Annotated in this window: 22 protein-coding genes and 1 pseudogene; 15 read left to right on the top strand and 8 right to left on the bottom strand. The window is 70.3% G+C overall.

The window, feature by feature from the left end; genetic code table 11:
- The first annotated feature begins 166 nt into the window (after nucleotides 1-166).
- From IG02_RS0126055 to IG02_RS0126045, 3 genes are all read left to right on the top strand, one after another.
- On the top strand, nucleotides 167-1,204 hold the full coding sequence (locus tag IG02_RS0126055; RefSeq protein WP_030752946.1) for a phosphotransferase family protein: 1,038 nt from the start codon (nucleotides 167-169) through the stop codon (nucleotides 1,202-1,204).
- Between the two features lie 8 nt (nucleotides 1,205-1,212).
- Nucleotides 1,213-2,427 carry an acyl-CoA dehydrogenase family protein gene (locus tag IG02_RS0126050; RefSeq protein WP_030752944.1) on the top strand — a complete coding sequence of 405 codons (1,215 nt, stop codon included), beginning with the start codon at nucleotides 1,213-1,215 and terminating at the stop codon, nucleotides 2,425-2,427.
- 204 nt (nucleotides 2,428-2,631) lie between these two features.
- A complete protein-coding gene (locus tag IG02_RS0126045) occupies nucleotides 2,632-3,018 on the top strand; it encodes a peptidase inhibitor family I36 protein (RefSeq protein WP_030752941.1) in 387 nt (128 codons plus the stop codon).
- A gap of 194 nt (nucleotides 3,019-3,212) precedes the next feature.
- Here the strand turns inward: IG02_RS0126045 and IG02_RS0126040 are convergent, their stop codons facing one another.
- The gene (locus IG02_RS0126040) at nucleotides 3,213-3,806 is read right to left on the bottom strand and encodes a TetR/AcrR family transcriptional regulator (protein WP_030752938.1); all 594 of its coding nucleotides are present in this window, start codon (nucleotides 3,804-3,806) and stop codon (nucleotides 3,213-3,215) included.
- Nucleotides 3,807-4,242: 436 nt separating this feature from the next.
- Between IG02_RS0126040 and IG02_RS39845 the strand changes: the two genes are divergently transcribed.
- Complete coding sequence (locus tag IG02_RS39845) at nucleotides 4,243-5,112, top strand: Tn3 family transposase (RefSeq protein WP_078854828.1); 870 nt, start codon at nucleotides 4,243-4,245, stop codon at nucleotides 5,110-5,112.
- 118 nt (nucleotides 5,113-5,230) lie between these two features.
- Here IG02_RS39845 and IG02_RS36990 read toward each other — a convergent pair.
- Nucleotides 5,231-6,810 (bottom strand): annotated as a pseudogene (locus IG02_RS36990) (MFS transporter); the annotation flags it as partial.
- 168 nt (nucleotides 6,811-6,978) lie between these two features.
- A complete protein-coding gene (locus IG02_RS0126025) occupies nucleotides 6,979-7,920 on the bottom strand; it encodes an MBL fold metallo-hydrolase (protein WP_030752932.1) in 942 nt (313 codons plus the stop codon).
- A gap of 101 nt (nucleotides 7,921-8,021) precedes the next feature.
- Between IG02_RS0126025 and IG02_RS0126020 the strand changes: the two genes are divergently transcribed.
- A complete protein-coding gene (locus IG02_RS0126020; protein WP_051765743.1) occupies nucleotides 8,022-9,023 on the top strand; it encodes an AraC family transcriptional regulator in 1,002 nt (333 codons plus the stop codon).
- A 224-nt stretch (nucleotides 9,024-9,247) separates the two neighbouring features.
- Here IG02_RS0126020 and IG02_RS0126015 read toward each other — a convergent pair whose 3' ends face one another.
- Nucleotides 9,248-10,012, bottom strand: coding sequence for an SDR family oxidoreductase (locus tag IG02_RS0126015; RefSeq protein ID WP_030752927.1), 765 nt, complete (start codon nucleotides 10,010-10,012; stop codon nucleotides 9,248-9,250).
- 228 nt (nucleotides 10,013-10,240) lie between these two features.
- Between IG02_RS0126015 and IG02_RS0126010 the strand changes: the two genes are divergently transcribed.
- The 3 genes from IG02_RS0126010 to IG02_RS0126000 all read left to right on the top strand — a co-directional run bounded on the left by IG02_RS0126010 (nucleotide 10,241) and on the right by IG02_RS0126000 (nucleotide 14,581).
- Nucleotides 10,241-11,554: an exo-beta-N-acetylmuramidase NamZ domain-containing protein gene (locus tag IG02_RS0126010; protein ID WP_030752924.1), complete on the top strand. Its 1,314-nt coding sequence runs from the start codon at nucleotides 10,241-10,243 to the stop codon at nucleotides 11,552-11,554.
- A gap of 313 nt (nucleotides 11,555-11,867) precedes the next feature.
- Nucleotides 11,868-13,127 carry an MFS transporter gene (locus IG02_RS0126005; protein WP_051765759.1) on the top strand — a complete coding sequence of 420 codons (1,260 nt, stop codon included), beginning with the start codon at nucleotides 11,868-11,870 and terminating at the stop codon, nucleotides 13,125-13,127.
- A gap of 113 nt (nucleotides 13,128-13,240) precedes the next feature.
- Nucleotides 13,241-14,581, top strand: coding sequence for an MFS transporter (locus tag IG02_RS0126000; protein ID WP_030752917.1), 1,341 nt, complete (start codon nucleotides 13,241-13,243; stop codon nucleotides 14,579-14,581).
- A gap of 182 nt (nucleotides 14,582-14,763) precedes the next feature.
- Here IG02_RS0126000 and IG02_RS37995 read toward each other — a convergent pair whose 3' ends face one another.
- From IG02_RS37995 to IG02_RS0125985, 3 genes are read right to left on the bottom strand one after another with little or no spacing between them, the layout of a single operon-like run.
- A complete protein-coding gene (locus IG02_RS37995; RefSeq protein ID WP_078854827.1) occupies nucleotides 14,764-15,684 on the bottom strand; it encodes a sulfurtransferase in 921 nt (306 codons plus the stop codon).
- Nucleotides 15,681-16,115 (bottom strand): OsmC family protein, encoded by a 435-nt coding sequence (locus tag IG02_RS0125990; RefSeq protein WP_158712384.1) that lies wholly within the window; start codon nucleotides 16,113-16,115, stop codon nucleotides 15,681-15,683. The genes IG02_RS37995 and IG02_RS0125990 overlap by 4 nt, the downstream gene beginning before the upstream one ends.
- Before the next feature lie 10 nt (nucleotides 16,116-16,125).
- Nucleotides 16,126-16,593, bottom strand: a complete 468-nt coding sequence (locus tag IG02_RS0125985; RefSeq protein WP_030752909.1) for a transposase — start codon at nucleotides 16,591-16,593, stop codon at nucleotides 16,126-16,128.
- A 359-nt stretch (nucleotides 16,594-16,952) separates the two neighbouring features.
- Between IG02_RS0125985 and IG02_RS0125980 the strand changes: the two genes are divergently transcribed.
- From IG02_RS0125980 to IG02_RS0125950, 7 genes are read left to right on the top strand one after another with little or no spacing between them, the layout of a single operon-like run.
- Nucleotides 16,953-18,575, top strand: coding sequence for an ABC transporter substrate-binding protein (locus tag IG02_RS0125980; RefSeq protein ID WP_030752905.1), 1,623 nt, complete (start codon nucleotides 16,953-16,955; stop codon nucleotides 18,573-18,575).
- Nucleotides 18,576-18,579: 4 nt separating this feature from the next.
- Nucleotides 18,580-19,509 carry an ABC transporter permease gene (locus IG02_RS0125975; protein WP_030752903.1) on the top strand — a complete coding sequence of 310 codons (930 nt, stop codon included), beginning with the start codon at nucleotides 18,580-18,582 and terminating at the stop codon, nucleotides 19,507-19,509.
- Between the two features lies 1 nt (nucleotide 19,510).
- Nucleotides 19,511-20,407 carry an ABC transporter permease gene (locus tag IG02_RS0125970; protein WP_037804243.1) on the top strand — a complete coding sequence of 299 codons (897 nt, stop codon included), beginning with the start codon at nucleotides 19,511-19,513 and terminating at the stop codon, nucleotides 20,405-20,407.
- Nucleotides 20,394-22,112: a dipeptide ABC transporter ATP-binding protein gene (locus IG02_RS0125965; RefSeq protein WP_063756858.1), complete on the top strand. Its 1,719-nt coding sequence runs from the start codon at nucleotides 20,394-20,396 to the stop codon at nucleotides 22,110-22,112. Before IG02_RS0125970 ends, IG02_RS0125965 begins: the two co-directional genes overlap by 14 nt.
- Nucleotides 22,112-23,569, top strand: a complete 1,458-nt coding sequence (locus IG02_RS0125960; RefSeq protein WP_051765742.1) for an NtaA/DmoA family FMN-dependent monooxygenase — start codon at nucleotides 22,112-22,114, stop codon at nucleotides 23,567-23,569. Before IG02_RS0125965 ends, IG02_RS0125960 begins: the two co-directional genes overlap by 1 nt.
- Entirely contained in the window at nucleotides 23,566-24,933 is a 1,368-nt protein-coding gene (locus IG02_RS0125955) for an NtaA/DmoA family FMN-dependent monooxygenase (protein ID WP_030752893.1), read from the top strand. Before IG02_RS0125960 ends, IG02_RS0125955 begins: the two co-directional genes overlap by 4 nt.
- Before the next feature lie 25 nt (nucleotides 24,934-24,958).
- Nucleotides 24,959-25,972 carry an aldo/keto reductase gene (locus tag IG02_RS0125950; RefSeq protein ID WP_030752889.1) on the top strand — a complete coding sequence of 338 codons (1,014 nt, stop codon included), beginning with the start codon at nucleotides 24,959-24,961 and terminating at the stop codon, nucleotides 25,970-25,972.
- 60 nt (nucleotides 25,973-26,032) lie between these two features.
- Here IG02_RS0125950 and IG02_RS0125945 read toward each other — a convergent pair whose 3' ends face one another.
- Nucleotides 26,033-26,899 (bottom strand): sulfurtransferase, encoded by an 867-nt coding sequence (locus tag IG02_RS0125945; protein ID WP_030752886.1) that lies wholly within the window; start codon nucleotides 26,897-26,899, stop codon nucleotides 26,033-26,035.
- Between the last annotated feature and the right edge of the window lie 71 nt (nucleotides 26,900-26,970).

The following is a 26,970-nucleotide window of genomic DNA, read 5'->3' as shown; positions in this document are numbered from 1 at the left end:
ATGGGCCGGACGGAAAGGACGGTGCCGAACCCCGGCACCCGGCACCCGGCCCCGGCGTCGGTGCCGGACGCGACGCCGAACCCGCGACCGGCGCGGACGGACGGATCCGCGACCAGGCGGATCGTACGCCCGGTCACGCCCGACGGCCCTCACGGAGGTATGAGGTATGCCCACGAGCCACGTCACCCCACCGGGCCTGGACCCCGACCGGCTGCGCGGCCATCTCGACCGCGCGCTCCCCGGGCTGGTCGGCGGGCCGCTCGACGCACGGCTCGTGGAGGGCGGCCGGTCCAACCTGACGTACACGGTGACGGACGGCACCGGCAGCTGGGTGGTCCGCAGGCCGCCGCTCGGCCATGTCCTGGCCACCGCCCATGACATGAGGCGCGAGTACCGGGTGATCAAGGCCCTGCACCCGACGGCCGTCCCGGTGCCCGAACCGCTGCTGCTGTGCGAGGACGAGTCCGTGCTCGGCGCGCCCTTCTACGTCATGGAGCGGGTACCGGGCACCCCGTACCGCACGGCCGAACAGCTCGCCCCCATCGGTCCCGAGCGCACCCGCGCCGCCGTCCTCGGGCTGGTCGACACGCTGGTCGAACTGCACGCCGTCGACCCGGCGGCGGTCGGGCTCGGCGACTTCGGCCGCCCCGACGGCTTCCTCGACCGGCAGCTGCGCCGCTGGGGCACGCAGCTCGACGCCTCCCGCACCCGCGACCTGGCGGGCATCGACGAACTGCACGCGGCCCTCGGCCGGACGCTGCCCGCCTCCCCCGCGCCCACCGTGGTCCACGGCGACTACCGGCTCGACAACGTCCTGCTCGGCGCCGACGACCGGATCAGGGCGGTCCTGGACTGGGAGATGTCCACGCTCGGCGATCCGCTGACCGACCTGGGACTGCTCGCCATGTACAGCGTGCCCCTGGAACTCGCGGACTCCCCCATCAGCACCACGGCGGGCGCGGCCGGGCATCCGCGGCCGGCCGAACTGATCGAGCGGTACGCGGCGGGCTCGGGCCGGGACACCTCGGCGGTCTCCTGGTACACGGCGTTCGCGTGGTTCAAACTCGCCGTGATCCTGGAGGGCATCCACTTCCGCCACACCGCCGGACAGACCGTCGGGCCCGGTTTCGACCGGATCGGCGCCCTCGTCCCCGTCTTCATCGAGAACGGCCTCGCCACGCTCCGGACCCGTCAGGAAGGCTGAGCGGACCCATGGACTTCGCATTCGACGCCCGCACCGAGGAACTGAGGACCCGGCTGCTCGCCTTCATGGACGAGTACGTCCACCCGGCCGAGGCGGTCGCGCACGAACAGCGCTCTCATCTGGCCGACCCCTGGGCCACCCCGGACATCGTCCACGAGCTGAAGGCGGAGGCGCGCCGACAGGGCCTGTGGAACCTCTTCCTGCCCGACGACGAGTACGGCGCCGGGCTGACCAACCTCCAGTACGCGCCGCTCGCCGAGATCACCGGCCGCTCCCCGCAGCTGGCCCCCACGGCACTCAACTGCGCGGCGCCGGACACCGGGAACATGGAGGTGCTCGCCCAGTTCGGCTCCGACGAGCAGCGCGAACGGTGGCTGGATCCGCTGCTGGCCGGGGAGATCCGGTCGGCGTTCGCGATGACCGAGCCCGATGTGGCGTCGTCGGACGCGACGAACATCCGGACGGTGATCCGGCGGGACGGCGACGATTACGTCATCGACGGCCGCAAGTGGTACATCTCCGGGGCCATGAACCCGGACTGCGCGGTCTTCATCGTGATGGGAAAGACCGACCCGGACGGCACGGACGTCCGCCGCCAGCAGTCCATGGTCCTGGTCCCCCGCGACACGCCCGGGGTCGAGGTGCGGCGCGCGATGCGGGTGTACGGGTACGAGGACCACTACCACGGCGGACACGCGGAGATCGTCTTCGACGGGGTACGGGTGCCGGCGTCGAACCTGGTCGGCGAGGAGGGCGGCGGCTTCGCCATCGCCCAGGCGCGGCTGGGGCCCGGCCGTATCCACCACTGCATGCGGCTCATCGGCATGGCGGAGCGGGCGATCGAGCTGACGTGCCGGCGGGCCGTGTCCCGTACGGCGTTCGGGAAGCCGATCGCCGAGCAGGGCGTCGTACGGAACTGGATCGCCGACGCCCGGGTGACGGTGGAACAGCTGCGGCTGCTGGTGCTGAAGACGGCCTGGCTGATGGACACGGTCGGCAACCGCGGGGCGCACACGGAGATCCAGGCCATCAAGATCGCCACGCCTCGCGCGGTGGTCGACATCATCGACCGGGCCGTGCAGTCGCACGGCGCGGGCGGTGTGAGCCAGGACTTCCCGCTGGCCGAACTGTGGGCGGCGGCCCGGACCCTGCGCCTGGCGGACGGGCCGGACGAGGTCCACCAGCGCTCGCTGGCGCGGCGGGAGCTGAAGAAGTACCAGTGAGTACCCGAGTACCAGCGCGTACCGGTGAGTGCCAGCGAGCACCGGTGACGTGCACGAGCGGCGGCCGGGACATGCACGATGGCATCGGTTCGCCACTTATTTCATCCTTTACGGTGAGAATCACCCATCGGGCCATAACCCGGGCGGTTCCCTCGCTAGCTTCAGGAGTGCACTCCTGACCGCGCACTTCCAAGGGGACCTCCCATGCGCACACGCCCCACCGTCCCTCTCGCCGTGTCGGCCGCTTTCGCCGGCGTCGTCGCCACGGCACCCGTCGCCGCCGCGGCGCCCGCACCGGAGCCCGCGCCGCCCGGCTGCGCGAAGGGCTACGTCTGCGCGTACTCCGGCGAGAGGCAGACCGGCCGGCTCCTGCTCATGGCCCGGGGAGACTGGTCGGGCGCCGTGTCCGGGGTGCGCTCGATCGTGAACAACGGCGACAAGCGCACGGGCGCCGGCCATGTCCAGCTCACCTGGAGGTACGACGGCGGAACGTGGACGGACTGCTTCACCCCGCGCCCGGGACCCGGCATGTACAAGGCGGACGTCGACAGCATCACCGTGACCAGGGCGGTCTGGCGCGGCACCTGCTGAGCCACGCGCCGGGCGGTACGTGGACGCCCTACGCCGAGCCGTTCACCGGACGATTCGCTGAGCCGATTCCCCACATGAGCCGTCCCCAGGGCCTGTACGGCGCGCAGGCCCTGGGGACGTCGGCGCCCACGACCGTGCGCCACCAGCCCGCGCCTCCACTGCCCGCACGCGCCTCCGCCGCCCGTTCCGCGCGCTTACGGGCGCAGGGCTCGCAGCAGCAGGTCCGCGAGGTGGTCGGCCACCTGCTGCGGGGTGAGCGGGCCGTCCGGCCGGTACCAGGTCGACAGGTGGTGGACCGAGCCGAAGTGGTAGTCCACCACCAGGTCCGACGGCGTGGCCGTGGAGAACACCCCGCTGCGCTGGCCCTCCTCGATCAGCGCACGGAACCGCTCGTGGTAGCGCCGCCTCTCCGCCCGCACCTGCTTGTTCTTCTCCGGGCTCAGGTGGTGCATCGAACGGAAGAAGATCGCGGCGTCGTCCAGGTTGTCGATCGTCGTGACGACCACGTCCGCGGCGGCGTCCCGCAGCCGTCGCTCGACCGGCGCGTCCGCGTCCGCGAAGGCGTCGAGACGTTCCTGCTGGAGGCGGAGCACCCGCGCGTAGACCTCCTGGAGAAGGTCCTCCTTGGAGCCGAAGTAATGGTAGAGCGCGCCCTTGGTGACACCCGCCGCCTCGACGATGTCCTGGACCGAGGTGCGGTCGTAGCCGTGCTCGGCGAACAGCCGGGTGGCGGCGGCGAGCAGCCGCTGGGGGACGGGCGTGCCGCCCCCGCCTGTCGTTCTGGCCATTGCCGCCACCCGCCTCTCGTTCCGTATCGCCCACATCACCGGTACCGCCCGGTACCGGCCATACCGGTTGCACCGGCCGTACCGGCCGTTTCGTCCATGCGGTCCACCAGACGCCTGAAAGGGTGAGCGCAGTTCCCGCCTCAGCATCTTCCCACTCGCGATTCCGGGCAGCTCGGTCAGGATCCGCACGTCAGGTGGGTAGGCCCTGTTCTCGTATAGCTACGGCCAGGTGGCGTGCAGCGCTGAGTAACCATCCGGCAACAGTTGCGTTCTTCTGATCTTCGCTCCGGTTTCGCCTCGCCACGCTGTGGTGATCCAACTGGTTGGGCGATGGAGCACGGGTGCGGCAGGACTGGGAGCCGGAAGATCTGATCGAGGTCTGGACGCTGCTCGAAGACGACATGAAGAAGGTTCGGAACAAGTCGGGAGCGACCCGTTGGGCTTCGCGCTCTTGCTCAAGTCTTTCGAGGTGGAGGCCCGGTTCCCGGAGTCTGCCAAGGAGATGCCCGCGGAGGCGGTGGAGTACGTGGCTCAGCAGGTGAAGGTTCTCGCCGGGGTGTGGGCGGACTACGACTGGCAGGGCGACCGGATCAAGCGGCACCGCAAGGAGATCCGGGAGGCGTACGGGTTCCGGGCGAATACCGAGGAGGACCAGGAGCGGCTGGCCGAGTGGCTGGCCGCCGAGCTGCGCTCCGCGAAGCTGTACCGGCCGGCGGCCGGTCAGGACGACAAGTGGCCGAACCTGGGCCCGGTCCTCTCCACCAAGACGATCGACTGGGACCTGATCGCCCAGCAGATCGCCCAGCAGTACGACCAGATCGTGAAGTACACCACAGCCCTACGCCTCGGCACCGCCGAGGCCGAGCAGGTCTTGCGCCGCTTCACCCGTGGCGGCCCCAAGCACCCGACGCACCGGGCGATCGAGGAGCTGGGCCGGGCGGTACGTACCTCGTTCGTCTGCGGCTACCTCGCCGACGTCGAGATGCGCCAGGAGATCCACGAGGGGTTGCAGGTGGTGGAGAACTGGAACTCCGCGAACAAAGACCTCTTCTATGGCAAGGACGGCGACCTGACCGGTGCGGACAAGGAATCCCAGGAGGTCAGCATGCTCGCGCTGCACCTGCTCCAGTCCGCGCTGGTGCACGTCAACACGCTGCTGATGCAGGAGGTCTCAGCTGATCCGAAGTGGGCGGACAAGCTGACCGACGCGGACCGGCGGGCGCTGTCGCCGCTGTTCTGGACGCACGTGAATCCGTACGGCCGGTTCGAGCTGGACATGAACAGCCACCTCGACCTGGACCTGTGACCAGAGTGGGGGTGTAGGTGGCCAGGCGCCCGGTCTCTTCCCGCTGCTGGAGCCAGCCCGGTCAGGAACCGAAAAGAACGCCGGGGCCGCCGCCACCGTCCGCAGCCGGACGGTGAGAGTCTCCGAGGGTGGCGCCGGCCTGGCGGCCGCAGCGGTCGATCAGGGTGACCTTGGCGCGGGCGACCGGGGTGTCGGCGGCGTCCAGGACCCGGCCGCGGAAGCCCCGGAGGGGACCTTTTCGGCTGGCTCCAGTTCGGCATCCTCCTCGCCGCCGGCGCGGTGCTGTGGCCAGCCGGGCGGGCGGGCCCGGGGCAGGAAGAGGGCTGTGAACAGGCCGATCGCCATCGCGCCCGTCGCGATCAGGAAGGAAACGCGGAAGCCGTGCATGGTCGGGACGGTGACGCCGTTCACATGGTGCGCGGTGTTGGCGAGGACCATGCCGATGACGGCGCTGGAGACCGAGGAGCCGATCGAGCGCATCAGCGTGTTGAGACCGTTGGCCGAGCCCGTCTCCGAGGCGGGGACCGCGCCGACGATCAGGGCAGGGAGGGAGGAGTAGGCGAGGCCGATGCCCACGCCCAGGATCGCCGTGATGACGAGGCTCTGCCAGGGGGCGCTCATCAGGCCGAGGCCAGCGCCGTAGCCGATCGCGATAATCACCATGCCGAGGATCAGGGTGACCTTGGGGCCGTGTTTCGCGGACAGCCGGGCGTAGACGGGAGCGGTGAGCATCATGGTCAGGCCGAGCGGCGCCATGCACAGGCCCGCGACCACCATTGACCGGCCGAGGCCGTAGCCCGTGGCCTTCGGCAGCTGGAGCAGCTGGGGAAGGACCAGCGAGACGACTAGAAACGAGGCGCCGACCATGATCGAGGCGAGGTTGGTAAGGAGCACCGCGGGGCGGGTCGTGGTGTGCAGGTCCACCAGCGGTGCCTTGAGACGCAGTTCCAACACGCCCCACAGGACGAGCACGACCGCCGCCGCGGCCAACAGTCCGAGGGTGGTGCCGGAGGTCCAGCCCCAGTCGCTGCCCTTGGTGACCGGCAGCAGGAAGAGGACGAGACCGGCGGACAGCCCGATCGCGCCGAGGACGTCGAAGGTGCCGTGCGCGCGGGTCGGGGACTCGGGAACGACGAGGAGGGTGAGGGCGATGCACAGGACGCCGAGGCCGGCGGCGCCGTAGAAGAGGGCGTGCCAGTCGGTGTGCTGGGCGACCAGGGCCGCGGCGGGCAGGGCGAGGCTGCCGCCGACGCCCATGGAGGAGCTCATCAGGGCCATCGCCGAGCCGAGCTTCTCGCGGGGGAGTATGTCGCGCGTCAGGCCGATGCCGAGGGGTATCGCGCTCATCGCGAAGCCCTGGAGGGTTCGGCCTGCGATCATCGTGAGCAGGTCGCTGGTGAGGGCGCTGACGAGCGCGCCGACGACCATCACCGCGAGGCTGAGGATCAGCATGCGGCGCTTGCCGTGGAGGTCGCCGAGGCGGCCCATGATCGGCGTGGCGACGGCGCCGGAGAGCAGGGTCGAGGTGATGACCCAGGTCACGTTGCCCGGCTCGGTGCCTAGCAGTTGCGGCAGTTCTTTGATCACCGGGACGAGCAGGGTCTGCATCACCGAGACCACGATGCCCATGAGGGCGAGCACCGGGACGAGGGCTCCGCTCGCTCTGGCTGCGGGCCGGTCGGTCGACGCGTGCGTCATGAGGGACGGCCTCCAGGCCGGGGGGCGGGTGGTTCCGTGCGGGATGCCGGATCCACCCGGCTCGGCCCGTGGACTCCCACAGGCTGAGCCAGGTGGCGACGGTCGCGCCGTCCGCCGAGGCGTTGAGGGCCTCGCGCTCGCGGGCGGTGAGCGGGGCGGGGCCAAGGCTCACTCAGAGGCGGATGCACTCTTCTTCGGGCCGGCTGTTGCCCATGGGCCGAGGGCGAATCCATCACTGTTCCGTCGGACTTCCAGGGCGCCGGCACCACCGAAGTGTGCGGGGACGAGCAGCTCCCGTTCATCAGCTGCACGCCCGAGAATCCGACGGCGACTGGCCACCGCTTGCTCCGGGGCCAGGCAGGCGTTGCTGTTGCGGCAGGGATCGAGAATCTGCACCGGGCTGTGCAGCAGATCTCCGACGAAGACCGCCCGGTCGCTCCCGGATGCGAGTCGCAGCACGGACGAGCCGGGAGTGTGGCCGGGTGCGGACTCCAGGGCGAGGTGTTCGTCGATGTGGTGGATGCCGTCCCACAGCACGGCCTGCCCGGCCTGATGGATGGGCGTGATGCTGTCTTCGTAGATCAGACGGTCGGCCTCCTGCGCGCCGTTCCCGTACGCGTTGTCCGGACCGTAATGGAAGTCGTCGGCGGCCGGAATGAGGTATTGGGCGTTGGGGAACGTCGGTACCCACTGCCCGTCCGCGTCGACGGTGTTCCAGCCGACGTGATCGACGTGGAGGTGAGTGTTGACGACGACATCTACATCCTGCGGGCGAACACCGGCCCTCGCCAGGAGGCCGAGGAAATCACTCCGAGAGTGGTGGAACGGCCCCATGCCCGGTCGTTCGCGCCCGTTGCCCGCTCCGGTGTCGACCAGGACGGTCCGCCCACCGCTGCGCAGCACCCAGCTCTGCAGAGCAAGCACCGCCAAGTCGCTGTCCGGCTCCCAGTGGTCCGGTGCCAGCCAGTCCTCGTTGTCCTTCCACACATCGGCACCAGCTCCCGGGAACATGCCGGAGGTGGGCAGGAATGGTTCGTGCCACTCAACGACCCGGATGACCTCGACATCCCCCAGCACCATGCTCTGCACACGCTCGTTCTCGTTCGTCATGTGATCGACCTTAAGAAAGATCGAACGAGCCTCTCAATGCGCATCCAGCTCAATAAAATACGAATCCGTCTCACACTTCATGCGGGAGATATTCTGTGTGGATGGATGTGGTGAGTGACGCGATCTCTGCCGTGCACCTCGGGCACCCGTGGTTCCACCGGGTGCGGACGAGCGGGAGCTGGTGCGCGCGGCTGGACCCGTACGACGGCGCGGGCTTCCACGTCGTTCTGAAGGGCAACTGCTGGCTACTGACCGACGGCGGCGCCCCGGTATCCCTCGGCGTGGGTGACGCGGTGCTGCTGCCTCATGGCACCGGTCATGTGATCGCCGATTCTCCCGTCGATGCGGCGGTCGCGGCGCAGAAGGCAGTGCCGTTCGAGCAATGGCTTGCGGAGACAGGACCGCGAGCCCGGCCCGACCGCGACGGGACGGAGATGCTCTGCGGCAAGTACTGGCTCGACTGCAGCCGCATGCACCCGCTGATGGCAGAGCTGCCCGAGGTCGTCCACCTTCCCAGCCGAGTAGGCAGCCACCTCGAACTCCGCGCCGCGATCGACTTGCTCGCCGGTGAGCTGGACGAGGTGCGGCCCGGCTCCTGCGTGGCGCTCCCGAACCTGCTCGACCTCCTCCTCGTCTACATGATCCGCTCGTGGATGACCGAGACCACCAGCGGAGCCTGGCCCGGCGCACTGGGCGACCCGGTGACGGCCGCCGCCCTGCGGGCGATGCACTCGAAACCGGCCGCGCAGTGGAGCAACGACCGCCTGGCCGCAGAGGCGGGCGTCTCCCGCCCCACCCTGGCGCGCCGGTTCACCACCCTGGTCGGCCGCCCTCCGATGGCGTACCTCACCTGGTGGCGCGTGATCCTCGCCGCCACCCTGCTCCGCGACACCAAGGAAACACTGGCCACCATCGCCGGCCGAGTCGGCTACGGCAGCCCGTACGCACTCTCCCACGCCTTCGAGAGGGAGTTCGGCACTACACCGGGGCGGTATCGAGCGCAGGCCACGGGTCGATCCGCTTCCGCCGCAAACCCTCAACTAACGTCAGAACAAGCTGACATCGGAGACTCGGTCAGGCGGCGACTCCCACAGTCGTCGTGAATCGGCATCCGTAGTCGCGTGCACAGTCACTCGTTCGAACCACCGCCTCCCGCGCCTGTCCGTAGTCGAGATTCGGCAGGTGCGCGAAGACAACTCCCCAACTCGCGTGCACGGCCCGAAATGCCATCGGCCCTCTCGTGGTCGACACCCCCGAGTGCGCAGGCGACCGCTGACAGTCGGCACAGGGCCGGGTACGGGTGCGCCGCCGAACCCTGTCGGCCCGGTCACCCGGCGGTTCCTTCCCACTTGCGCTGGATGTGGTTCATGACCCCCAGCCAGTGGTCGGGGTCGCCCGCGCGGGACTGGTAGAAGCCGGCCACCTCGGGGTGCGGCAGCACGAGGAAGCGGTCCTCCGCCATGGCGGCGAAGAGCGCGTCCGCGACGGCCTCCGGCTCGATGGCCGTGGGGACGAGGACCAGTTCGCCGGCGGTCCCGGCGGCGGTGAGCATGTCCGTGCGGACGCCCTGCGGACAGATCGCGTGCACTTTGAGACCGCGGTGACGGTAGGTCAGCGAGAGCCATTCCGCGTAGGCGAGGGCGCCGTGCTTGGTCACGCTGTACGGGGCCGCGCCGATCATGGTGAGCAGTCCCGCGGCGGACACGGTGGAGACGAACCGGCCACTGCCGCGCTCCAGCCAGTCGGGCAGCAGGAACCGGGTCGCCCGGACATGCGCCATGACGTTGACGTCCCAGGCCGCCGACCAGACGTCGTCCTCGCTCAGCGCGTCACCGGCCGCGCCGATCCCCGCGTTGGCGCAGTAGATGTCGACCGTACCGCCGAGCGCGTCACGGGCGTCGGCCACGATCAGGGAGGCGTCGCCGGGTACGGCCACGGCGCCGATCTCGGCGGCCACGGACCCGGCCTTCTCGGCGTCGAGGTCGTTGACCACCACCCGGGCGCCCTCGGCGGCGAATCTGCGGGCGAGCGCGGCACCGATGCCGCCTCCCGCGCCGGTGACCACAACGGCCGCGTCCCGCACCGTACTCATCGGACCTGCCTTTCCGGGCATCCGGTTGGCTTTGACGACTCCACAGACTAACCAGTCGGTATGTTGGCGGGGAAGAGGCCGTCCGGCGTCCGGCCTGCGAGGTGAGCGGCGGAGGACAGCGGGCCGCGCGGGCTCGCCTCGTTCCGCAGGACACCGTCCCGCGCTAACGTGCGTGAGCATGACAGTCGGGCGGGGCGAGCGGGTCGGCCGAGGTGCGGAGGTAGCGGGATGGGTCTGTCCAGAAGGCATCTGCTGGCCGTCGGCGGCGCGGTCGGCGCGGCGGGAGCGCTGGCCCCGGGCGCCGCGGCGAGCGCCGCAGCGGCGGAAGGCGCGGGGACGGACGACGCGCACCACGCGAGCCGCCCTCGCGTCCGCACCGGCTTCGACCGGCTGGCCGCCGACGGTTACGACCTGCTCGCCGGACGTACGGTTGGAGTCGTCACCAACCCGACCGGCATCACCTCGGACGCACGCCACATCGTGGACGTCATGCACGCCGACGACCGGGTGAACCTCACCGCCGTCTTCGGCCCCGAGCACGGCTTCCGCGGCACGGCCCAGGCGGGCGGCTCGGAGGGCCGCTACGACGACCCGGCCACCGGGCTGCCCGTGTACGACACGTACCTGAAGAGCGGCAAGCCGCTCGCGGACATCTTCACCGCCTCCGGCGTCGACACGATCGTCTTCGACATCCAGGACGTCGGGGCCCGCTTCTACACGTACATCTGGACGCTGTACGACTGCATGGAGGCGGCGGCGCTCGCGGGCAAGCGACTGGTGGTGCTGGACCGGCCCAACCCGGTCACCGGCCGACAGGCCCACGGACCGGTCCTGGACCCCGCGTTCGCCAGCTTCGTGGGCCGGAAGCCGATCGCCCAGGCACACGGCATGACGGTCGCGGAACTGGCACTCCTGTTCAACGGCGAGTTCCTGAGGGCGAACCCGGTGGCGCTGGAGGTGGTCCCGATGTCGGGCTGGCGTCGCGGCGACTTCTTCGACGCGACGGGCCTGCCGTGGGTGCCGCCGAGCCCCAACATGCCCACGCCGGACACCGCGCTGGTGTACTCGGGCACCTGCCTCTTCGAGGGCACGAACCTGTCCGAGGGCCGCGGCACGACCCGCCCCTTCGAACTGCTCGGCGCGGAGGGCATCACCGCGTCCTGGGCGGAGGCGGCCACCGCGCAGCGACTGCCGGGAGTGCGCTTCCGCGAGGCGTATTTCGCCCCGACGTTCTCGAAGTTCCAGGGGAGGACGATCGGCGGCGTCCAACTGCACGTCCACGACCGCGCGTCGTTCGACCCCGTACGCACCGGAATCGCGCTGCTGATCACTGCGAAGCGGGTGTGGAACGGCTTCGCCTGGCGCCCGGACAACGGGATCGACAGGCTGACGGGTTCGGCGACGGTCCGCACGATGATCGACGCGGGCGCGGACACAGACGAGGTGATCGGCGCCTGGCGCGCCGACCTGGCCGCCTTCCGTTCGGTCCGACGCCGGTACCTGAGCTACCGGCATGGCAGTGATGCCAACGAGTCCGGGTGACAGTACACCCGACGGCACATCGGGCCGGCCCGCCCCGTGTCCCCCGGCCGGCCATGCGACACCGCGCGGCCGATAACGATCGGTAGCGCGCCCATAACCCTGCGCCATCAGCGACCGGCGTTGACCGCCCCGTCCGGCAGTCGTGAAAGTGCCTGTCGTGATCGACGACACCCTCTCCTCCGCGGAGCCCGGCTCCCCCGGCCCCAAGAGTTCCGCACCCCCGCACACTCCGCCGCACCCGCGCGGCCCTGTCAGCCCCTCGGTCCAGGAGCGCCCGGGCGTCCCCGAGACCTCCGGGCCGTCCGCGGCTGCCGTGAACCCACGGCGAGTGGCCCTCGCCAGCTTCATCGGCAACGCCATCGAGCTCTACGACTTCTTCCTCTACGGCATGGCCGCCGCGCTCGTGTTCGGCGAGGTCTTCTTCCCCAACCTCTCCCCTCTCAACGCCACACTCGCGGCCTTCTCCACGCACGCCGTCGCCTTTCTGGCCCGCCCGATCGGCTCAATCCTCTTCGGCCATTTCGGCGACCGCGTCGGCCGCAAGTCCGTCCTCGTCGCCTCGCTCCTGCTCATGGGGCTGTCCACGGCCATGGTCGGGCTGTTGCCCGGGTACGCGACCCTCGGCAACTGGGCGCCCGTCCTGCTCGTGTCGCTCCGTCTTCTCCAGGGCCTCGGCATCGGCGGCGAGTGGGGCGGCGCGGTGCTGCTCGCCGTGGAACACGCGCCGCGCGGGCGCCGGGGGCTGTACGCCGCGTTCCCCCAACTCGGGCCGCCCGTCGGTTTCGCCACCGCCACCGGCGTCTTCTGGCTGCTGTCCGCCACACTCGACGACGCGGCCTTCACGAGCTGGGGCTGGCGGGTGCCGTTCCTGCTGTCCTTCCTGCTGGTCGCCGTCGGACTGGTCGTACGGCTCAAGATCAGCGAGACGCCCGTCTTCGCGCGGGCCGTCGCGCAGCGGGAGGCGAGCAGGGCGCCCGTCACGGAGCTCCTCCGGCGCCACACACGTGAACTGCTGCTCGGCGCCGGGGCGATGGCCGTCGTGTACGGACTCTTCTACACCTCGATGACCTACGGCCTGTCGTACACGACGACAACGCTCGGCGTGGAGCGCGACACGATGCTCGCCCTGTCCCTGGTCGCCTGTCTCTTCCTCGCGGCGGGAATCTGGATCGCCGCCACCCGCTCCGACAGGGCGGGCCGGCGCAGGCTGATCCTCGCCGGATGTGGACTGGCCACCGTATGGGGCCTGTTGCTGTTCCCGCTGCTCGACACCCAGCGGCCCGTGCTCATCGCGCTGGCGCTGGGCGGCGCGCTCTTCTGCGTGGGCGTGGCGTCCGGGCCGATGGGGGCGTTCCTCCCCGAACTGTTCCCCGCCCGTGTGCGCTACTCCGGCGCCGCCCTCTCGTACAACCTGGGCGGCGTCCTGGGCGGCGGGCTCTCTCCCCTGGTCATCCCGCGCCTCCAGGCCGGTCTGGGCTCCGTGTCGATCGGCTGGTACCTCAGCGCTCTGGCGGTGCTCTCGCTGATTTGTGTCCTCGCGCTGCCGGAAACGCGGGAACGCGAGTTGGTGTGAGGGACGGCAGTCGCCCGGGAGCCCACTGGTGACAGCCTGTCGTGTCTCAGTATCCGGGAGTACCCGTACCGACTATTGACTGTACGTCGCACGGACCGTGAGAGTGGCTCGTCGTGATCGACGAGACGCCCCCTGCGGCACCGAAGAACGCGGCCTCCTCCGAAGCCGGCGCGCCCTCCGGCGACGACAGTCCGGAGAGCCTGCGCCGGGTGGCCGTGGCCAGCTTCATCGGCACCGCCATCGAGTTCTACGACTTCTACATCTACGGCACGGCGGCGGCGCTCGTCCTGAACGAGGCGTTCTTCCCCAACCTCACGCCCCTCAACGCCACCCTCGCCTCCTTCTCCACCTACGCGGTCGCCTTCGCCGCCCGCCCCATCGGGTCGGTCGTCTTCGGCCACTTCGGCGACCGCGTGGGCCGCAAGTCGGTCCTCGTCGCCTCACTGCTGCTGATGGGGCTGTCCACCGCGCTCGTCGGGCTGCTGCCCGGGTACGGCACCTGGGGCGTCTGGGCCCCGTTGCTGCTGGTGCTGTTGCGCTTCCTCCAGGGCATCGGCCTCGGTGGCGAGTGGGGCGGCGCGGCGCTCCTGGCCGTGGAGCACGCGCCGCGCGGGCGCCGGGGGCTGTACGCCGCCTTCCCCCAACTCGGCCCGTCCGTCGGGTTCTTCGCGGCCACCGGCATCTTCTGGCTGCTGTCCACCGCGCTCGACGACGACGCGTTCCGCGGCTGGGGCTGGCGGGTGCCGTTCCTGCTGTCCTTCCTGCTGGTGGCCGTCGGGCTGTTCGTACGGTTGAAGATCAGCGAGACGCCGGTCTTCGCGCGGGTCATGGCTCGGCAGGAGGCCAGCAAGGTCCCGGCCCTCGACGTCCTCCGGCGGCACCCGCGCGAACTGCTGCTGGGCTCGGGCGGGATGATCGTCGCGTACGGCCTCTTCTACACGGCGACGACCTACTGCCTGTCGTACGCCACCACCTCGCTCGGCGTCCCTCGCGCCACCATGCTGGCCCTGTCGCTGGTCGCCTGCCTCTTCCTCGCCGCCGGCACCTGGCTGGCCGCGACCCGTTCGGACGCGGGCGGCAGGCGCCGGCTGGTGCTGGTGGGTACGGGGCTCGCCGTGGTGTGGGGGCTGGTGCTGTTCCCGCTCCTGGACACGGAGCAGCCGGTGCTGATGGCGCTGGCGCTGGGCGGGGCACTGTTCTGCATGGGCGTGGTGTACGGCCCGATGGGCGCGTACCTGCCCGAGCTGTTCTCCACCCGGGTCCGCTACTCGGGCGCCTCCCTCGCCTACAACCTGGGCGGCGTCCTGGGCGGCGCGGTCTCCCCCCTGGTGGCCACGCGCCTCCAGTCCGGCTTCGGTTCGGCGTCGGTCGGCTGGTACGTGAGCGCGATGGCGGTGGTCTCGCTGCTGTGCGTGCTGGCGCTGCCGGAGACGCGGGAACGCGAATTGATGTGAGGCGGCGACGGGTCGCGGGCGTCGAGCGCTCCGCGAACGCGCCTGCCACAACGTGAGACCGTCGGGCGGCCGGGCACCGCGCCGCCGCACAGCCCGGGGTGACCGACGCGGCCCCGCCGACCCGCCCGACCCGTCGGTGTCCCTCCCACGGTGCGCGCGGAGCGACCGTACGGGGAACGCCCTCACGCGCAGTCGGTGTCGACAGCCGCCGATCGGGTCAGCGCCGCGCCGCGCTCGACAGGCAGGGACTCGTCGCGCGCCCAGGCCGACCAGGAATCCACGAACAGGCCCACCTGCTGCCCGAGCAGGGCTCCGGCCAACACCAGCAGCGCGCTGGACACCCCACCGCCGCAATAGGCACCGACCTCATGGCTGCCGATCGCCCGGCGGTGCAGGAACCACTTCCGCATCTCGGTCGGCGACCTGAGCAGCCCGTCCGGTGCCAGGAGTTCGACCGCGTGAGCGTGGACGGCGTGCGGGACGTGACCAGTGCGCGGATCGTCCGGCGCTCCGTCGTACACGCCCCTGGGGCGCGAGTCGAGGAGCGTGCCGTAGTCCGCGATCTCCAGCACGTCCGCGGCGTCCAGTACGCGTCGGCCACCGTCCGCGGGCAGGGGCAGGGGCGGGGGCGAGGACGTGGGCGAGCGCACCGAGCAGCCCTGAAGCGGGGCGGCCGGCCGCGTCCTCCCGGCACGGCCCGTGGGACCGCCCGCACGCGTCCAGGCCGGCAGGCCGCCGTCCAGGACGCGCACCGAACGGAAGCCCGCCCAGGTGAGGACGAACCACGCGCGGGCGGCGGACGACAGCTCCTCGATGCGGCGGGTGTAGAGAACGAGGTCGTCGGCGGGCCCGACGCCGTGGGCCAGCAGGGCGGCGTGCACGGCGCCGGGCTCCGGCAGCGGAAGGTGACCACTGGTGGCCGTCGGACGGCCGGCGAAGTCGGACCTGACCGATGTCCGGATCGCACCCGGGACACTTCCCTGAATCGGATCCGGCCCCGGTGCCATCACCCGCCACGGCGCGACCTCGATGAAAACCGAGTGCGCCCTTCGCGCGTACGCCGTCCGGGCGTCCACGAGAGGGGAGGACCGGGCCGCCGTCATTCCGGGGATCCCGACGCGTGCGGGACGAACACCACCGGAAGGCTCTCCTTGAGGGCGTTGTAGATGCGGCACCGCTTCTTGTACTCGGCGACGAGTTCGTCGGCCGTCACGTGGTCGACGCCGTCGATGAAGCACTCCATGATGAGCGTGCCGAGGTAGTCCCCCTCGATCCTGCGCTCGATACGGGCGAAGATCTCGACCTGCCGCTCCGGCTGTCCGCCTTGGACGAAGTCGTGCCGGAACGCGTTGAGCGCACAGGAGACCAGGGAGGCGACGAGCAGGTCGAGCGAGCCCGCCTCCTCGCCCGGACCGCCGCTGCGCACCGACCCGTCCGACACGATCTCGAAGCCGGGTCCCGCGATGGCGTAACGGCCGCGGACCTCGGTGGTCCGCCCGTGCAGGTTGCTGACCACGGTCGTTCTGTCACTCACCGGAGGAATTCTAGGCGCGCGGTGTGGGGCGGACCGCGGAGTCCGGGATCTGGACACCGTTCGTGGTGGCCACCCGCAACTGGTCGGCCAGCAGCGCGACGACACGGGTCAGGGAGCGGTTGTCCTCCCGCAGGACGGCGACGTGATGTTCAAGCTCCGAGATCCTGGCGAGCAGTTCGCGCCGGCCCGCCCCGCGTTCCTGGCTGCCGGCCGGAGCGGCGCGGGGTTCCCGGCCCCCTCCGTGACCGTCGGTGGACGTGGACGTGGACATGGACGCGGACGCGGACGTCGAGTCGTAGTCGTAACTGCCGTCGTCGTAGCGGGTGAGCCACTTGCGCAGGGACTGCGGCCCGACCTCGAACTCCTCGGCGACCTCCCGGACGATCGAGCGGTTCTCCGGCTCCGCGAGGCGTCTCTGCCGTACGCGTTCGACCGCGCGCTGCCGGACCTCGTCGCTGTACTTCTTGTCGAACACCACGCCGGTTTCCCCGTTCAGGAGACTGCAACACCGTCGTCACGATACTTCCCGCGCACCCGTGTAAACATATCGGCTACGAGGTAGCGGTATCCAGCTGTTACCACGCCGCATCCCCACTCCCTCGTTCGAGCGGCGCCTGATGGCGGCCTGTACAGCAAAGACGCGCAGGCCAAGAGGTGGTGGTGCGGAGTCACCCCCATCTCACGCGATGTGGGACACGGATTTTCGAAGCAAGAAGTTTTATGTATCACTGCTACGCCTTCGTCTGAGGCAAGTGCAACTACGTAGCGCCGACCGGGCATTGACGACCGCGCGGCCGCTACCGCTCGCCCTGAGCCGATCGAGAGGAACAACAAGTCGTGTTCAGTTCACGTCCGTGGCGCCGGCTCGCCACAGCGGGCGCCGCGTTGGCGCTTCTCGCCACCGCCGCCTGCTCGGGGAGCGGTGGGCAGAGCGAGACGGCCGCCAACGTGGCCAAGAAGGACCGCTACGGAGGCACGCTCAACATCGGCCTCAGTGCCGACCCCGGCGGTGTCGACGCCGCGGTGGTCAACCAGGTCTGGCGCACGGTGGCCCGTTCCCTGGCCGACTCCCTCGTTTTCTACAACCCCGAGACCAAGAAGGTCGAACCGTGGCTCGCCACGAGCTGGACGGTCAGCGACGACGCGCGGAGGTACGCGTTCGAGCTGCGTGACGACGTGACCTTCCACGACGGCACCAAACTCACCGCGAAGGTGGTCAAGGCCAACCTGGAGAGCCTGAACCGTCCCGGCATCCACTCCAGCGCCAAGACCATCGTGCAGGGCATCAGCAGGATCACGACGCCCTCGGAAAACAAGGTCACGGTCGAGTTCGCGGAGCCCAACGCCGCCTTCCTGACATCCCTGTCCCGTGCGTACGTCGGCATCGTCTCGGAGAAGACAGCCGAACTCCCGGTCGAGAAGCGGCAGAAGTGGCTGGACGGATCGGGCCCCTTCTACCTGGAGGAGTACACACCGAACCAGCGCATCGTGCTGAAGAAGCGCAAGGACTACGACTGGGCGCCGAAGTACTTCGAGCACAACGGGCCGGCCTACCTCGACCAGGTCGTCTACAAGATCATCCCCGAGGACTCGGTCCGCAACGGCGCGGTCATCGGCGGGGACGAGCTCCAGTTCATCTACTGGGTGAACGCCAAGTACGTCGCCCAGTTGGAGGGCGCCGGCCTGACGATCTCCAAGACGCTCAATCCCGCGACCGGGCTCGAACTGCCGCTGAACACCTCCTCCAGGTTCCTGAAGGACGTGCGGGTCCGTCAGGCGCTCCAGATCGGCGTGGACCGGGAGCAGTTCGTCAAGATCGCCTCGGGCGGCGTGGACCAGCCCGCGACCGGTCCGCTGAGCAAGGACAACCCGCACTACTCCGACCAGAGCAGGTTCCTGGAGTACGACGCGAAGAAGGCGAAGTCGCTCCTGGAGCAGGCCGGCTGGACCAGGACCGGCTCCGACGGCATCCGCCGCAACGCCGACGGCGAGCGGCTGTCGCTGCGTGCCCCGCGGGACGACGCGGGCATGCAGGTCCTGCAGGACCAGTGGAAGAAGCTCGGCATCGAACTCGTCCTCGACCCGCCGCTGGCCGCCGAGGCGAACGAGGCGCTGCTCAGCGGCGAGTACGACGTCGCCTACTGGTACGCCTCCTCGCCCGACCCCGACGTACTGCGTGCCAACTACGGCACGACGGACGGCTCCGACCGGAGCTTCGTCGCGGACGGCGACAAGACGGGCAAGGAACTCGACAAGCTCCTCCAGGAGCAGAACCAGACGATCGACAAGGACAAGCGTCAGGAACTGGTCGACCAGGCGTCCCGCATCCTCGTCGAGCAGGCCTACGAGGTGCCGGTGTCCAACGACGTGGACATCTGGGCCCACTCGCCGCGGCTGCACGACATCACGCCGGTCGGGCTCGACCAGTACCTGATCAACGCCTGGCTGGCGGAGAAGTAGACCGATGGCACGATACGGTCTTCGGCTCCTGTACGGCGTGATCGTGGTCTGGGGTGCTTTCACCGGGGCGTTCTTCCTGCTGTACGTCGTGCCCGGTGACGCGGCGGGCGGTCTCACCGCCGGTGCCGACGGCGCCGACGTGAAGCAGCTCCTGGCCGAGCAGCGCGAGTTGCTCGGTCTGGACCGCCCCGTGTGGGTGCAGTACTGGGACGCGCTGACGGGAGCCCTGCGGGGTGACTTCGGGCAGAGCGTCTACCAGCGCCGGCCGGCGGTGGAGGTGTACTTCGAGTCCTTCCCCGAGACACTCAAACTGGCGTTCCTCGGACTGCTCCTCGCGGTCGTGCTGGGCGTGACGCTGTCGGTGGTCATCGAGCTGACCAACTGGAAATGGGCACGCGAACTCCTCATCTCGCTGCCGCCGGTCGCGGTGTCACTGCCGCCCTTCCTGGTGGGGCTCGTCCTGCTGCAGGTCTTCGCCTTCCAGCTGCACTGGATCAAGGCGGTCGGCGACCCGGGATTCGGTGGGCTGCTCATCGCCTCGGCGGCCCTCGCGGTCGCCGGCGGCGGCAGCATCTCCCAGCTCCTGACGGCTAACCTGCGCGGTGCCCTCACCTCGCCGTACGTCGAGACGGCCCGCAACTGGGGGCTCAGCCGGTTTGACGTCCTGGTCCGGCACGCACTGAAGAACGCCGCGCTGCCGGTCATCACATCGCTGGGCACCACCGTCGGCGTGATGGTCGGCGGGACGGTCCTGACGGAGACGGTGTTCTCCCGGCTCGGGGTGGGACGCCTGGTGGTCGACGCCGTGGACGGCCGTGACATGCCGGTCGTCCTGGTCGCGGTCACGATCAGCGCGGTGATCTTCGTCGTCGTGAACCTCGTCGTCGACGCCGTCCACCCGTTGCTCGACAAGCGGATCTCCTGGGACGGATGACATGACGATTCTCGAAGCGAAGGAAACGGGGGCGTCCGCGCCACCGGCCGGGAAACCGCGGCTGCGGGCTCGAGGCGGGCGGGCGGCCGGACTGCTGCGCTCGCCCGGACTCCTCGTGGCGTACCTGTGGATCGTCGTGATCCTCCTCGCCGCGGTCCACCCGGGCCTGTTCGCCACCGGCGACCCGCTGCGGCAGGACGCGTCACAGATGCTGCTCGCGCCGAGCCCGGACCATCTGTTCGGCACCGACGACTTCGGCCGTGACCAGTTCACCCGCACGGCGTGGGGCACCCGGCTGTCCCTCCAGGCGGCGATCATCGCGGTGGCCATCGGTCTGGTGAGTGGCTCGCTGGTCGGTCTCGTCGCGGGCGCCCTGCGCGGCAGGGCCGACAGCGTCCTGATGCGGGTCGTCGACATCATGCTGGCGGTGCCGAGCCTCATCGTGTCCCTCGCGATCATCTCCGCGCTGGGCCGCGGGACGCTCAACATCGCCGTCGCCATCGGCATCAACAGCACGGCCGGCTTCGCCCGTCTGATGCGGTCCGAGGTACTGAAGGTGAGCAACGCCAAGTACGTCGAGGCCTCGGTCTTCGCGGGCCACGGGTACGTCCGCCGCCTGTTCAAGCACGTCGTGCCCAACGCGTCCAGGTCGGTGCTGGCCGCGGCGACCATGGACATCGGCACGGCGATCCTGACCGTCGCCGCGCTCAGCTTCCTGGGCCTGGGCGCGCCACCGCCGACACCCGAGTGGGGCCTCCTGGTGGCCGAGGGACGCACGTTCATCGGCGTCCAGTGGTGGCTGAGTCTGCTGCCCGGCCTAGTCATCGTGGTGACCGTGCTCGCGGTGTACCGCGTCGGCAGGTCGTTCAACCGAGGGAGGACCCATGTCGTCGCCTGAGTACGTGCCGTCACCCGGGCGGCAGGGCAAGCCGTTGCTGCGACTGCGCGATGTGAGCGCCGAGTTCGCCGTGCCCGGCCGCGCCGCGGTGCCCGTGCTCGACGGCGTGGGCCTGGACGTCGCGGCGGGCTCGATCCTGGCCGTCGTCGGCGAGTCCGGTTCCGGCAAGTCCACCCTCGGCCGGGTCGTCACCGGGACCCTCCCCGAGAACGGCCGCATCACCGCGGGCGAGGTCGTCCTCGGCGGCCGTACACTCACGGGCCTGTCCGAGCGGCAGTACCGGAGGGTGCGCGGCAAGGAGATCGGCTACATCCCCCAGGACGCGCTCCTGGGCCTCAACCCCCTGCTGCCCGTGGGCGTCCAGGCCGCCGAACCGTTGCGCGCGCACGGCGTGGGGTCCCGCGCGGAGCGGCGCGAACGGGTCCTCGACCTGTTCGCGAAGGTCGGACTGCGCGATCCCGGCCGGCTGTACGGCCGTTATCCGCACGAGCTGTCCGGAGGAATGTGCCAGCGAGTGCTGATCGCCGCCGCGATGAGCACCCGGCCCCGGCTCCTGATCGCCGACGAGCCGACCACCGCGCTCGACGTCACGGTCCAGAGGACCATCCTCGACCTCCTGTCGGGCCTGGTGGAGAGCGAGGACCTCGCGATCCTCCTCATCACTCACGACCTGGGGGTCGCCGCGGAGCGGGCCGACGACATCGCCGTGGTGAAGGACGGGCGGATCGTCCGCGGCGGCCGGACCGCCGAGGTCGTCGCCGAACCGGGCGACCCGTACACGGAGGACCTGCTGCGGTCGTCCTCGCTCGGTTTCTCCGGCCGGCAGGCGGCGACCGCGCGGCTGGAGTACTCCCGGACCGTGCCCGCGGACTCCCCGGTGGTCGTCGAGGCCAGACGGGTCGGCAAGACCTTCGCCTCCCGCCACGGTTCCGACCCGGTCACCGCGGTGGCCGACGCCTCGTTCCAGGTGCGCAGAGGGACCACGCTGGGGATCGTCGGCGAATCGGGCTCGGGCAAGACCACCCTCGTACGTGTACTCGCCGGGCTGACCCCGGCGGACACCGGCTCGGTCGAGATCGACGGCGAACCGGTCGTCCACCACCGCCGGGGCGCCGGGCAGGCCGGCCTCTACCGCAAGGTGCAGATGGTCTACCAGGACCCCTTCGCCTCGCTCAACCCGCGCTCGACGGTCCGCGCGATCCTCGACGAACCGCTCCGGGGCCACCGTTACGGATCGGCGCGGGAGCGGGCGGGCAGGATCACGGAACTGCTGGAGGTGACCGGCCTGCCCGCCGCGCTCGCCGACCGGTACACCGCCGAGCTCTCGGGCGGCCAGCGGCAGCGAGTGGCCATCGCCCGCGCGCTCGCACCGCGGCCGGACGTCGTCGTCCTGGACGAACCGGTCTCCGCCCTCGACGTGACCGTGCAGCGCCAGATCCTCGGTCTGCTCGACTCGCTCCAGCGCGAACTGGGGCTGACCTACGTCTTCATCTCGCACGACCTCGGTGTCATCGCCGAGGTGTCCGACGAGATCGTCGTCCTCAACCACGGGCACATCGTCGAGCGCGGCGCCGCCCTGGACGTCCTCACCGAGCCCCGGACCGACTACGTCAAGGAACTGCTGACGTCGATCCCCGGTGCCGCCGGGCCCGGTCCGGCCGTCCTCGTGGGGCCCGGCCGGTCCGCGACAGAAAGGAACACATGATGCCCGAGCGACAGCTCCACCTGGGCTACATGCACTGGCTCAACGGCACGCACTGGGGCGGCTGGCGCCACTCGCACGCGCCCACGGCGCAGGCATTCGAGCTGGAGTACGCGACCAGGGCGCTGCGGATCGTCGAGGACGCGAAGTTCGACTTCTTCTTCCTCGGGGACACCCTCCCGGGCGACATCGTGGGCGAACAGTGGATCACCACGCACAACACCGGACGCCTGGAGCCCTTCACCCTGGCCTCCCAGCTCGCCCTCAACTCCTCGAGGATCGGGCTCGTCGTGACGGCGCACCCGACCTTCTACGAGCCGTACATCCTGGCGAGGCTGACGTCGTCCCTCGACCACCTCAGCGGCGGACGGCTGGCCTGGAACGTGGTGCTGGGCGCCTCCGACCTGGCCGCCCGGAACTTCAGCCTGCCCGACCTGGGCGGCGCCGCCCGCTACGAGCGCGCCGACGAGTTCATCCACGTCGTGCGGCGGCTGTGGGACAGCATCGAGGACGGCGCCTATCTGCAGGACAAGAAGGCCGGGCGCTACATCGACGACACCAAAGTCCATCGGCTCGACTGGCGGGGCAGGCACTTCCAGGTCGCGGGCACGCTGCCGCTGGAGCGGCCGCCGCAGGGCCATGTGCCGCTGCTGTACGCGGGTGCCTCCGAGCTCTCCCGTGAGCTCAGCGCGAAATGGGCCGACGTCAACTTCACTGGTCCCGCGACGCCGGAGGACTCGATCGCGTTCAACACCGACGTGCGCCGGCGCGCCGAACGCCTGCGCGGACGGGTGGACCCGATCTTCTTCCTGCCGGGCATCACGCCCCTCGTCGCCGACACCCGGGCGGAGGCCGTCAAGCTGTACGAAGAGCTGAACGACCTGCTGCCGTTCGACGAGGACATCGTCGAGGGCGACCAGGACGAGGCGTACTGGTCGGGGCCGGGCTGGGCCCGGATCAGCGCCTCCCGGTCCCCGCTGCCCAAGGGCGTGCGCAGCGTCCGCTCGCTGTCGGAGCGGGTCGGTGCCGAACTACGGCCGCTGGGCATCGACGGCACGGTGAAGCCGGACACCGCCGAACGGTTCAACGACTACGGCCGCTCCCTGCTGAAGGCGCTGGCGCAGCGCACCGACCGCACCGTGGACAACGGCGGTGTGCGGGTCAAGGACCTGCTGGCCGCTTCGATCGCGGGGAACTTCCCCTTGGTGACCGGTACGGCCGAGCACGTCGCCGACACCCTGGTCGACTGGTTCGACCGCGGCGCCGCCGAGGGGTTCAACGTGAGCGTGCCCTTCCTGTGGGAGCCGCTGGAGCGCTTCGCGAACGAGGTGGTCCCCCTCCTCCAGGAGCGCGGCGTGTACCGCGCCGAGTACACGACGGACACCTTCCGGGGCCACTTCGGCCTGGCCACGCCCCCCAACAGCTTCGCCTCGACCCACCCGGAGGAACGATCCGCATGAGCACCCGACGCAAACTCCGCCTGGGCCTGGCCGCGTACGGCACCGGCTGGGACCTGGACGCCTGGCGGCTTCCGGAGGCGACCAACGCCGGCCTGCGCGACCCCAGTGTCATCCTCGACATCGCCCGGACCGCCGAGCGCGGCAAGCTGGACTACGTCTTCGCCGGCAGCGCGCTGGGCAGCGAGCCCGACCGTCTCAACCGCATCTTCCGTTGGGACAACTTCGTGTACGCCGGTCATGCCGCGGCGGTCACGAAGAACCTCGGGTTCGTGATGTCGGTCAACTCCTCCTTCGAGCACCCCTACGGCGTCGCCCGGCAGCTGGCGACCCTGGACAACTTCAACCAGGGGCGCACCGCGCTGAACGTGGTCTTCGGCATCGACCGCGACGGCGACCCGGTCGGCAACTACGGCAAGAACCCGGTGCCGACCGAGGAGACGAAGTACGCGAGGGCCCGGGAGTTCACCGAAGTGGTCAACCGGCTGCTGTACGACAGCTGGGAGCCCGGCTTCCTGCTCGACGACAGGCCGGGCGGCACGCTGGTGCGGCCGGGCTCCTGGCACCAGCTCGACCATCACGGGGAGCACTTCGACGTGCGCGGACCGCTGAACGTCCCGCCTCCTGTGCAGTCCCACGTCCCGATCGTCCAGGTGGGCCTGTCCGAGGAGTCGCTGCGCTACGGCGCCGACTTCGCGCAGGTGCGGTTCTCCCCGTACTTCGGCATCAGCCGCGGCAAGGAGGAATACCGCGGGCTCAAGGAACGCGTCGCGGCCAACGGGCGTGACCCGGAGAAGTTCAAGGTCATCCCCGGGATCACCTTCTACCTGGGCGGCACCGCGCGGGAGGCGCGCGCGAAGTTCAACGAGATCAACGCGCTGCAGCTGACGGAGGCCCTGCCCGCGGCGTTCACCCGGGCCTTCGGCATCGACCTGTCGCGGGTCCGTGACAGCGAGCGTGTCCTGGACGTCGTCGACGTCGACGCGCTCGCCGACGACGCGCTCTCGCCGTTGCTCACCGACCGTGCGCGCGACACCAAGAACGACCGGGAACTGCTGCGGCGGATACTCGGCGACCAGATCGGCGAGGACGCCACCCTGCGCGAGCTGTACCACTACGTCCAGCGCGCCCGGCACGCGCAGCAGCCGGCCGTCGTGGGTGACGCGAACACCATCGCCGACTGGCTGGAGGAAAACCTGGAGGAGGAGGTGCTCGACGGCGTCCAGCTGTTCCCCCCGTACCACCGCGGACCGGCCGACCTCTTCGTCGACCTCGTCGTCCCGGAACTGCAGCGCCGCGGCATCTTCCGTACCGAGTACGAGGCCTCGACGCTCCAGGGCCTGCTGGACACCGACGACACCTACTGAACCTACCGAGTAACGAGGAAAACCCGTGCCCCCTGCCACACCACTCCCCGACGGACACCGCCGGCTCGGCTCGTCGGGCCTCGTCCTGTCCGAGATCGGCATCGGCGCCAGCACGTTCGGCCGGTCGGGCATGCGCGCGACCGGCCAGGAGGCGGTCACCGCGATCGTCGACCGCGCCATCGACCTCGGCGTCACGTACTTCGACCTCGCCGAGGGCTACGGCGACCGGCCCGGCCAGAGCGAGGAACTGTTCGCCGCGGCACTCGGAGGTCGCCGCGAACGGGTTGTCATCGGCACCAAGTTCGGACTGAACCTGAACCGGGAGCGCGGCGCCGCCTACAGCCGGCCCGGCTCCCGCAAGTACATCGTCGCCGCGGTGGAGGAGTCGCTGCGCCGGCTGCGCACGGACTACATCGACCTGTACCAGATCCACTTCCCGGACCCCTTCACGCCGATCGGCGAAACCCTGTCGGCACTCGACACGCTCATACAATCAGGAAAGGTGCGGTACGTCGGCGCATCCAATTTCAAGGCCTGGCAGATCGTCGACGCGGAACACACCGCCCGCGCTCAGGGACTTTCACGGTTCGTGTCGACGACCGACGAATACAGTCTGCTGTGGCGCAAACCGGAGGAGGAACTGATTCCGGCACTGGGACACCATGACCTGGGTTTCATTCCCTACTTTCCTCTGCAGAACGGATTGCTGACCGGAAAGTATTCGGCGGGGCGGGCTCCGGAGAATGCGAAGATCACCAATCTGAAACGCTATCTGCTGCGTTCGGCGCCCTGGGCGGCACTGGCGAAGTTCGAGCGGTTCGCGCGCGACCGGGACATCACCCCGAGCGCGGCGGCCCTGGGCTGGCTGCTCGCCCAGCCGACGGTCACCAGCGTGATCGCGGGGGTGACCGTGCCCGCGCAGCTCGACGAGAACGTCCAGGCCTCCCGGTGGGTCCCGACTGCCGACGAGGAGGCCGAGCTGCGCGGCCTGTTCACCGGCGACCTCTCGGGCGGCCCCGGTGTGGTCGACCGCGGGTGAGGTGCCGGACGCTCCGAGGGTGCCGGGGGGGGCCGGGGCGCCGCACCCCGGCCCCCGGTGTCACGGCGCCGCGGACGGCTGCGCGCCGGGCTCGGTCCCGGTCGTGGTCGGCCGCGCGGGATCGGTGATCCAGGCGGACCACGAGCCGGGGTACAGGGCCGCCTCGACCCCCAGGGAGGCGAGTGCCAGCACGGTCGTCGTCGCCGACACCCCACCGCCGCAGTACGCGCCGACCACGCGTCCGTCCAGGTGGGCGGCGTACAGGGTCTTCAGCTCCGTGGCGGTGCGCAGCTCGCCCCCGGCGAAGTTGTCCGCACCGGGGATGCTGTACGCGCCGGGAATATGGCCGGTGCCCGTGCGCCGTGGATCGCCGGCGTACGCCTGCGGGGCGCGCGCGTCGATGAGGTGTCCCGTGGCCGCGAGCCGTCCGGCGTCCTCGGCGGTCAGGACCGGGAGCGAACCGGGCCGCACGACGGCCGCACCCGCAGCCTTCGGCGGAATGCCGGTGTCGAGCGGTCCGCCGAGGGCCTGCCAGGCGGCGAGGCCGCCGTCCAGACAGAGCACGTCCGCCACCCCGGCCCAGCGCAGGATCCACCAGGCCCGGGCGGCCACGGCGGGATTCTGCCGGGTGTGGACGACGACGGTGCTGCCGCCGTCCACGCCCCAGGCGCGCAGCCGCTCCTGCAGGTCGCCGGCGCGAGGGAGCGGACCGTGCCCGGTGGTTTTGGTGGGCCGCCCGACGAGGTCCGATTCGAACGGCACGTAATGAGCGCCGGGGATATGCCCAACCGCGTAGGAATGCCGGGGATCAGGGCCCTCCCCCGCTGTTCTTCCCACCTCGAGGACGACGACCGACGTGTTTTCGCGGAGCGCGGCATCGAGTTCGCTCGCCGAGATGGTGACTTTCCTGACGGGGGCCGGGCACATCACTTCTCCTCTTCGCTGATCTTTTCCATGAAGATACCTCGCGAGAGGCTTTGTTCTGCATATCTTTTATT

This window comes from Streptomyces sp. NRRL F-5135 (assembly GCF_000719775.1).
GTDB lineage: Bacteria > Actinomycetota > Actinomycetes > Streptomycetales > Streptomycetaceae > Streptomyces > Streptomyces hebeiensis.
The sequence above is the reverse complement of the archived record's forward strand: the minus strand, read 5'-3'. Positions and strand labels throughout refer to the sequence as shown.

Excerpts from the sequence above, each read along its gene's own strand:
- IG02_RS0125970 (WP_037804243.1), top strand. The coding sequence starts at position 19,511 with ATGACGATTCTCGAAGCGAAGGAAACGGGGGCGTCCGCGCCACCGGCC.
- IG02_RS0125965 (WP_063756858.1), top strand. The coding sequence starts at position 20,394 with ATGTCGTCGCCTGAGTACGTGCCGTCACCCGGGCGGCAGGGCAAGCCG.
- IG02_RS0126045 (WP_030752941.1), top strand. The coding sequence starts at position 2,632 with ATGCGCACACGCCCCACCGTCCCTCTCGCCGTGTCGGCCGCTTTCGCC.
- IG02_RS0126015 (WP_030752927.1), bottom strand. The coding sequence starts at position 10,012 with ATGAGTACGGTGCGGGACGCGGCCGTTGTGGTCACCGGCGCGGGAGGC.
- IG02_RS0126055 (WP_030752946.1), top strand. The coding sequence starts at position 167 with ATGCCCACGAGCCACGTCACCCCACCGGGCCTGGACCCCGACCGGCTG.
- IG02_RS0126010 (WP_030752924.1), top strand. The coding sequence starts at position 10,241 with ATGGGTCTGTCCAGAAGGCATCTGCTGGCCGTCGGCGGCGCGGTCGGC.
- IG02_RS0126040 (WP_030752938.1), bottom strand. The coding sequence starts at position 3,806 with ATGGCCAGAACGACAGGCGGGGGCGGCACGCCCGTCCCCCAGCGGCTG.
- IG02_RS0126050 (WP_030752944.1), top strand. The coding sequence starts at position 1,213 with ATGGACTTCGCATTCGACGCCCGCACCGAGGAACTGAGGACCCGGCTG.
- IG02_RS0126020 (WP_051765743.1), top strand. The coding sequence starts at position 8,022 with ATGGATGTGGTGAGTGACGCGATCTCTGCCGTGCACCTCGGGCACCCG.
- IG02_RS0125945 (WP_030752886.1), bottom strand. The coding sequence starts at position 26,899 with ATGTGCCCGGCCCCCGTCAGGAAAGTCACCATCTCGGCGAGCGAACTC.
- IG02_RS37995 (WP_078854827.1), bottom strand. The coding sequence starts at position 15,684 with ATGACGGCGGCCCGGTCCTCCCCTCTCGTGGACGCCCGGACGGCGTAC.
- IG02_RS0125975 (WP_030752903.1), top strand. The coding sequence starts at position 18,580 with ATGGCACGATACGGTCTTCGGCTCCTGTACGGCGTGATCGTGGTCTGG.
- IG02_RS0125955 (WP_030752893.1), top strand. The coding sequence starts at position 23,566 with ATGAGCACCCGACGCAAACTCCGCCTGGGCCTGGCCGCGTACGGCACC.
- IG02_RS0125960 (WP_051765742.1), top strand. The coding sequence starts at position 22,112 with ATGCCCGAGCGACAGCTCCACCTGGGCTACATGCACTGGCTCAACGGC.
- IG02_RS0126025 (WP_030752932.1), bottom strand. The coding sequence starts at position 7,920 with ATGACGAACGAGAACGAGCGTGTGCAGAGCATGGTGCTGGGGGATGTC.